The organism is Novacetimonas pomaceti (assembly GCF_003207955.1).
Classification (GTDB): Bacteria; Pseudomonadota; Alphaproteobacteria; order Acetobacterales; family Acetobacteraceae; genus Novacetimonas; species Novacetimonas pomaceti.
Window position 1 is genome coordinate 1 of sequence record NZ_NOXG01000050.1, and the last position, 6,749, is coordinate 6,749.

General features: G+C 59.9%; 6 protein-coding genes and 3 pseudogenes. 5 read left to right on the forward strand and 4 right to left on the reverse strand.

The genetic code is table 11. The features are described 5' to 3' along the window. Positions 1–71: 71 nt before the first annotated feature. Positions 72–556, forward strand: a pseudogene (locus tag CFR71_RS14950) (IS5 family transposase); the annotation flags it as partial. 93 nt (positions 557–649) lie between these two features. On the opposite strand, the gene CFR71_RS14955 reads toward CFR71_RS14950, so the two are convergent. Both CFR71_RS14955 and CFR71_RS14960 read right to left on the reverse strand, forming a co-directional pair. Continuing rightward, positions 650–1,663: an AbrB family transcriptional regulator gene (locus CFR71_RS14955; RefSeq protein WP_165832121.1), complete on the reverse strand. Its 1,014-nt coding sequence runs from the start codon at positions 1,661–1,663 to the stop codon at positions 650–652. Between the two features lie 76 nt (positions 1,664–1,739). Further along, on the reverse strand, positions 1,740–2,309 hold the full coding sequence (locus CFR71_RS14960; protein ID WP_110532124.1) for a hydrolase: 570 nt from the start codon (positions 2,307–2,309) through the stop codon (positions 1,740–1,742). 116 nt (positions 2,310–2,425) lie between these two features. Here CFR71_RS14960 and CFR71_RS14965 point away from each other — a divergent pair, with 116 nt between their 5' ends. From CFR71_RS14965 to tnpB, 3 genes and pseudogenes are all read left to right on the forward strand, one after another. Next, entirely contained in the window at positions 2,426–3,031 is a 606-nt protein-coding gene (locus tag CFR71_RS14965; RefSeq protein ID WP_110532120.1) for a TetR/AcrR family transcriptional regulator, read from the forward strand. A 138-nt stretch (positions 3,032–3,169) separates the two neighbouring features. Next, entirely contained in the window at positions 3,170–3,658 is a 489-nt protein-coding gene (gene tnpA / locus CFR71_RS14970) for an IS66-like element accessory protein TnpA (protein ID WP_239020445.1), read from the forward strand. Next, positions 3,655–3,942: pseudogene (tnpB, locus tag CFR71_RS17055) on the forward strand (IS66 family insertion sequence element accessory protein TnpB); the annotation flags it as partial. The gene tnpA and the pseudogene tnpB, both read left to right, overlap by 4 nt. Positions 3,943–3,956: 14 nt before the next feature. Here the strand turns inward: tnpB and CFR71_RS14980 are convergent. Next, positions 3,957–6,032 (reverse strand): recombinase family protein, encoded by a 2,076-nt coding sequence (locus CFR71_RS14980; RefSeq protein ID WP_110532122.1) that lies wholly within the window; start codon positions 6,030–6,032, stop codon positions 3,957–3,959. Continuing rightward, positions 6,029–6,547 (reverse strand): hypothetical protein, encoded by a 519-nt coding sequence (locus CFR71_RS16300; RefSeq protein WP_133251181.1) that lies wholly within the window; start codon positions 6,545–6,547, stop codon positions 6,029–6,031. The genes CFR71_RS14980 and CFR71_RS16300 overlap by 4 nt, the downstream gene beginning before the upstream one ends. Between CFR71_RS16300 and CFR71_RS16735 the strand changes: the two are divergent. Beyond that, positions 6,546–6,749 (forward strand): annotated as a pseudogene (locus CFR71_RS16735) (IS66 family transposase); the annotation flags it as partial. The gene CFR71_RS16300 and the pseudogene CFR71_RS16735 overlap by 2 nt on opposite strands.

The window sequence follows — 6,749 nt, forward strand, 5'->3', positions numbered from 1 at the left end:
TTCAGCATGAAGGCCATCGTGAACCCGTTTCTCAGAAAGGGGTCGTTTTTGACTGCCTGTCCCCCTTCCAAAGGGGTCACTTTTCCATGCCGCTTAACAGTCTGGCTGCGCCCGAGGCTTCCGAGCGCAAGACGGCGATGATCGACGCGACCTATCTGAAGGCGCACCGCACGGCTTCCAGCCTGCGGGTAAAAAAGGGGATGCTGGCCGCCTGATCGGCCGTACGAAAGGCGGCATGGACACCAAGCTTCATGCCATTGCCGATGCGAATGGCCGTCCTTTGAGATTCTTCATGACCGCAGGCCAGGTCAGTGATTATATCGGCGCCGCCGCTCTGCTCGATGAGTTGCCGAAGGCCCAATGGCTACTCGCCGACCGGGGCTATGATGCCGACTGGTTCACGGACGCCTTGCAGGAAAAGGGCATCAAGCCCTGCATCCCGGGCCGAAAATCCCGGAACAAGGCCGTCAAATACGACAAGCGCCGCTACGACAGGTGCCCCACAGCCTTTCTCTCCGCCATTGCATTCGCTGCCACCGTCATCTTCTGGCTCTGATCAGTGAGTCGTGACCCCAAGTCTCAGCGCCAGCGAGTTTGCAAGGGCGGGATCTGTCGCATTGGTCTTCAGCAAGCCCCTCCTCCTTTTCGCCTAGTTCCCATGTATCTCTTGCGACACATCGCGCTGCCCTTTTCCCGACGATCTGCGGGACAGAAAACGCGCCAAAGCTGGCCCGGTGACCAGAACACAGAAAAACCGGGCGACCTGCATGGCAATGACGAAAGGCATGTCCACTTTTGTGGTCGAGGCGATAATGGAGACGGAATCAGCTCCACCAGGGCTGGTTGCAAGATAAGCCGTCAGCAGATCCACATGCGCCAGCCGGGCCAGCACCAATGCAAAGCCGCCACACACTGCAATCAGCGCGAGGATGGAACCCAGCACACGTGGAAAGACACGTCCGGCATAAGCCAGCACATCTGGCGTAAACCGCATGCCGATGCCCCACCCGACCAGGGCATAGGCCGCGACCAGCAGAAGATGCGGCTGTTCGATCGGCAGATGGGCGCCAAGCCTCGCGGCCATCCCGATCCCCATGGGCACAAGCAGTCCCCCGGCCGGCACGCGCAGACGGGTGCCCAAGGCGCTGCCTGCCAGCGCGATCACAAGCGCAAGTAAAGCACCCTGCCATGAGAGGGTCTGTGCCACGACCAGCGGGGCGGACGGCGTTCCGGTCACGCGCGCAATAACAGCCGCAATGACGGCGCAGCACGCCACGCGCAGATATTGCATGAAGGCGACGAGCCGCATATCCGCCCCGTATGATTCCGCCATCAGGGTCATGACCGTGGCCGCACCGGGTGACGAACCCCAGATCGCGGTATTGCCGGGTAGCAGGCGCGAACGTGTCAGCAGCCAGCCGAGAAGGGCAGCCGCAGACAGGGTAGAAAACGTACCGGCAACAAATACCGGCCAGCTGGCTGCCATTTCGTGAAAGATCGAGGCTGAAAGATAGCTGGCGATCATGACCCCAACTACGCCCTGTGCGCCGAGAAAGGCCCAACGGGAAATACGGACCGCGCCGCCCCGTGTGGCCAGTACGACCGCCGCCCCCAGTGGCCCCAGCAGCGGCGCAGCCGGCAGGCGTAAGGCGGCCAGAAGCATACCGAAAACCAGCGAGCAGTGCCAGTACACCCCATCGTCCGGCCAGCAGCCATGCGGACGGCCCCACCCTCACCGCTTAACCGCCAAACACGATTGTATCGGAAGGCAGCACGCGTGCGATCCGCGGAAGGATCGAGCGGATGGAAACATCGTGAAGGTCTGTTGACAGGCTGGTGCAGAGATCCTCGGCGATGACAATATGGTAGCCAAGTTCCCAGCCGTGCCGTGCGGTGGATTCAACCCCGAAATTCGTAGCAATACCGCCCAGCACGACCGTCCGGATGCCCCGCCTGCGGAACTGCAGGTCGAGTTCCGTGCCTGTAAATGCCCCCCACTGATGTTTGGTGATGACGATATCGCCGGGTGCTGCCAGCCCATCGGCCAGGTGCGCCCAGTCCGCTGGCAGGCCGCCTTCCGGCGGGCTTAAGGGCTGGTCGGCCAGACCGGGTGGCGCGTCGGCAAAGTCGGGTGCAAACGCGACCCGAACCAGTACGACCGTCGCACCGGCATCCCGGAAGCGGGCAGCAAGCAATTTACCGCTCTCCAGCACCTGCGACGATGGCCGCGGGGCGGTTGGCAGGGCAAGTATGCCATTCTGCAGGTCAATGAGGACAAGGGCGGTGGTTCGCGGGTCAAATCTGTTCACGGATCGGCGCCTTCCGGGATCTGGATACATGGTCGGGTCAAACATCGACCGGCAATGGAAAATCGGTTATGCGAGGACTGTCTCGCATAAAAGAAAGTTGAGGGTACCCTCGCATTATGTCAAGCCCGCCCCGTTCATCACCACTCGCGCCCAAGCGGCAGCGCGGACGAGACCGCGTTGAAGCGATCCTCGCAGCCGCAACAACGGTCTTTGGCGAGAAATCTTACGAGGCGGCGACAATGACCGAGATCGCTGCCCGTGCCAGCACGGCAATCGGTTCGCTCTACCGTTTTTTCCCGACCAAGGACGTGCTGGCAGCCGCAGTGCTCGAACGCTACGGCGCGCGGCTCCTGCATGCCCTGGATGAGCTGGTTGACCGCGATCCGACGCTGTCGCCACGTGATGCGGCAGAAGGACTGCTGGACATCATCCAGCGTCTACGGACGGAACGCTCAGTCGTCCTTTCGCTGCTCGACAGCGGGATTACCCTGCCAGATGGGACAGGAACGCTCCGCAAGGCGCTGATCGGGCGCATGAGCCAGCTGTTGTCACGGCTGGGTGGTTCTCCGGGTCCACATGACGAACGGGCCGTGATGCTGCTGCATCTGGTCAAGGCGATCTTTGCCCTGCCACAGGATCTTTCGGCCCCCCGCCCGGCCCAGGACAAGGAAGCCGTTACGGTGCTACGGCTCTATCTGGAACATGCGGTCGCCTCCCGCTGATCCGGGTCAGAGGTCGCTCCGTAACCTCTGAATCCGCACACAACCAATCGGTATCTCGAGCGATCGCGTCATCTGAATCGTAAGCTCCCGGCGACTGACGCCTTGCTGAATATTTCTGGTCTGGTTCAGCTATGAAGCATGAGCGATTTAAGAGATAGGGACGCGGTACTACCTGCGAGTGTCGCAGGTAGTACCGCGGAGAGGCTCCAAAGGAGCGGTAGAGAGACATGCGAGCGGGACAGGCTGGCGGGCGCCTCGCGGATCGAGATCGTTTCGGATCGCCGCCGCTGGCACGCCCCTGAATTTCGCGCGCGAGTGGTCATCGCGTCCTACGAGAGCCGACGCCCCATAAGGGAGGTGGCTGCACAGTATGGGATCCATCCCAGTCTGGTGTTTCGCTGGCGGCGAGAGGCTCGGGCCAAAGCGCAGGCCAAAGGCGGGACATCGTTCATACCTGTCATGGTGGCCCCGGTCCCCGAGCCGCCGCCATTGGAGCGTCGGAGAGAACAGGGAACGCTGTCCGGCCGAGCCGTCAGCCTGATCTTTCCGGACGGCGTGCGGCTGGAGTTCGACACAGGGCTGTCCGCTGATCGTCTGCGTGAGATTGTGGGCGCACTGCGGTCATGATCCCGCTTCCTTCCACGCTGAGGATATGGCTGGCGGCCGGCGTGACTGATATGCGCCTGGGGATGCCCGGGCTGGCGTTGAAGGTCCAGGAAGCACTGGGTCGTGACCCTTTCGCGGGTGACGTCTATGCCTTCAGGGGCCGACGCGGCGACCTGGTGAAACTGATCTGGCACGATGGGATCGGCCTTTCCTTATATGCGAAGCGGATCGAGCGCGGGCATTTCCTGTGGCCTTCGGCAAAGGACGGAGCGATCCATCTCTCCCCGTCACAATTGACTTGTCTGCTCGATGGCACATATCAATGCCCCCTCTTTTCACGACGATTGATTCTCAGATCGACATGTTCGATCTCGCGATTTCTCAGTCTCCGTATGGCTGTGAACACTTCTGGTGACTGCCGGAACAGATGCGCACCCGACGATGCAGGGTCAATCACCAATCGTCCCTTACGAATTTGTACGTAAAGCCAGTTTACAGGTATACTGAGCTCCTTCGCCAGTTGAACGGCGCTGAGCAGACACGTGTCATGGGCCCAACGCGTCTGTTTATGAGCAGCTGCAATACCGGCATCTCGTCGAATGGCAGCAACTGTCGTCGGCAGCACGCGCTCAACACATGCCGGGGAACGGTGGCCTTCTGCTGTCAGGGTTGCGGCGATGGCACTGTCATTCAGCCCGGATGTCGCGAGAACGAGAATTCTCGCCCGCATTTCAGCGCCACGTTCCAGTCGATCCACGGAAGAGACCGTCATCGGTACGGCCAGTTCCGTGACCAGACCGCCACGCCAGATGATCCGGACGCTTCCCGTTTCGTGTTCACCACGATTGAGAACCACCTGTTCGACCAGGCATCGTAGCAACGCCTTGCGTCTCGCATCATCGGTGGCTGGGTCGTGCCAGATCTTTGGGAGCCGGCCCTGGATATGAACGACCTTTGCGCCCATCTCGCGCGGCAACACGAGCGGAGAAGCGGGTTGTCCGGCTTCCGATCGGGACAAAGCCTCTTCTGCTGTGCGTACATCATTGAGGGCCGTCTCCCAACGTCGCTCCAGTTCGGCGGCGACCAGACGATTGTCCGGATCGACCTTGTTGAACTGCCGTTCAGCCAGCGTCGCTTCGTAGCGCCTGCGCTCGAGTTGCTGCTCAAGGCCTCGGCGGACTTCCGCGACGGATTGACGCCGGGCCTTGTATGCGGCAGAGAACGCCTCGAATTCAGCAGGCGCCACCGCTTCCAGAAAGGCTTGTGTAACCGCAGCATCAATCGCTGGGGCCCGTACATGCTGACACGTTGGCAGGCCCTGGTGCGTGCGCAAATGATTACAGACATACTCGCCGCCATTCTGATATCGCACATACATTTTGTGGCCACATCGGGCACACCGAACGATCCCATGTAACAGCAGACCGCCGTTACGCGGCACCCCGCGGCTATTGGTACGCATGTAATCAACCTTGTTATCGTTCATGATGTGGCGAATTTTCAGATAGGTCTGCCAATCGATATAACCAGGATACTGGTCCCGAACGACAATGCGCCATTCATCGATGGGCCGGGGGGTTTTCTGCGGTAGATTTCCAGGCCTTTGCGCCTTGAGCCGCGTTCGTCCGTAAACAAAGGCACCTGCATAGGCCGGGTTCCGCAAAATGCGTGCCACTGCTGCCAACGTGGCCGCTGTCCAGTGCAGATCGCCGTGCCGGTCTCGGGCTGGCAGATCGAGACCATTACGATTGAGATGCCTCATAACCTGCGAGACTGATTTCACTTTCAGGAAAGTACTGAAAAGAAAAGCTAATCTTCCCTGAACCTCAACATTGGGGTCTTTGACGACTGCACCGCCAGGATTACGGACAAAGCCAATCGGCAGCGTCAACGCCAGAGCACCGCGTTCCGCCTTTGCAAGAAGGCCGACAGTCAGACGACTGCGGATTGTGTGCAGTTCGAGTTCCGAGATAGTCCCTTTGAGACCAAGGAGCAAACGACCGTTTGGCGATGCCGGATCGTAGACACCATCCCGATCTGCAATGAGACATTTCTGCAACCCGCAGATATCGAGCAGCGGATACCAGTCCGAGCAGTTTCGCGCGAGACGTGTCACGTCGATCGACAGAATAAGACCGACCTCGCCCAGGCCGACACGCCCGACCAACTCCCGGAAGCCTTCCCGGCGCAGCGTGGAGGCACCACTGAGTCCCAGATCCGCATCAATGATTTCGACGTCGCCTGCCTTCCAGCCGAGTTCGCGGGCCCGGAGTTTCAGGGCATATTGAAGACGCAGACTTTCCTGGTTGCTGATGATCTGACTGGGCGTCGACTGACGCACATAGACGATCGCTTTCCGACCCAGATGCATTGGCAGAACCAATTCCGATCTCATGGGACGTCTCCCCCAGAATGCCTGCGATCTCGTCGATGATCTGACGTTTCTGCTTCGGCTGAAGCAATATCCAGAGATCTTTGGGTTGAATTGGCATCGTTCTCGATCCGGTCGATTTCCGATACCAATTCATTTATACTATCGACCGACAGTTTTGTACCATTAAATACGTTCACGTCGAAGTCGACGGCTGCAACGGGAATGATCAGCGTACCACCGCGGTCGTAAGAAACCTCATACGAGATCGGAAAATTGTCCCCACGTGCAGCAAGCCGCCGCAACACGACGAGGCGGCGACCAAATAGCGGATGGCGCGGATCGCATACCTTGACAACCCCTGCCGGGGATTCGTCACCCTCAATGGGCAGTATATTCCTTAATGCCTTCGCTGGAGGGTGTGGATTGGCGCAATCCTCAGAAAACATGGAGACCTGAACTGGCGGGATAATAAAAACTGCGTCAGGCCAGTATATACTGGTACCCTTTTGAGCGCCCATGTGATCAACTGCCTTCATGACGGGAGACACGGACGATATCATCGCCTTGCGCGCAGCACTCGCCGCTGCCGAGGCGCGTGCCCAGGTCGCCGAACTCCGGGCCACTGATGCAGAAGCGCGCGCGGCCAGCGCCGAAGCGCAGATTGCCCATCTCAAACATCTTATCGCGCGGATGCGCCAGGACCGTTTCGGCGCCTCGTCGGAGCGGGGGCGCCGCCTG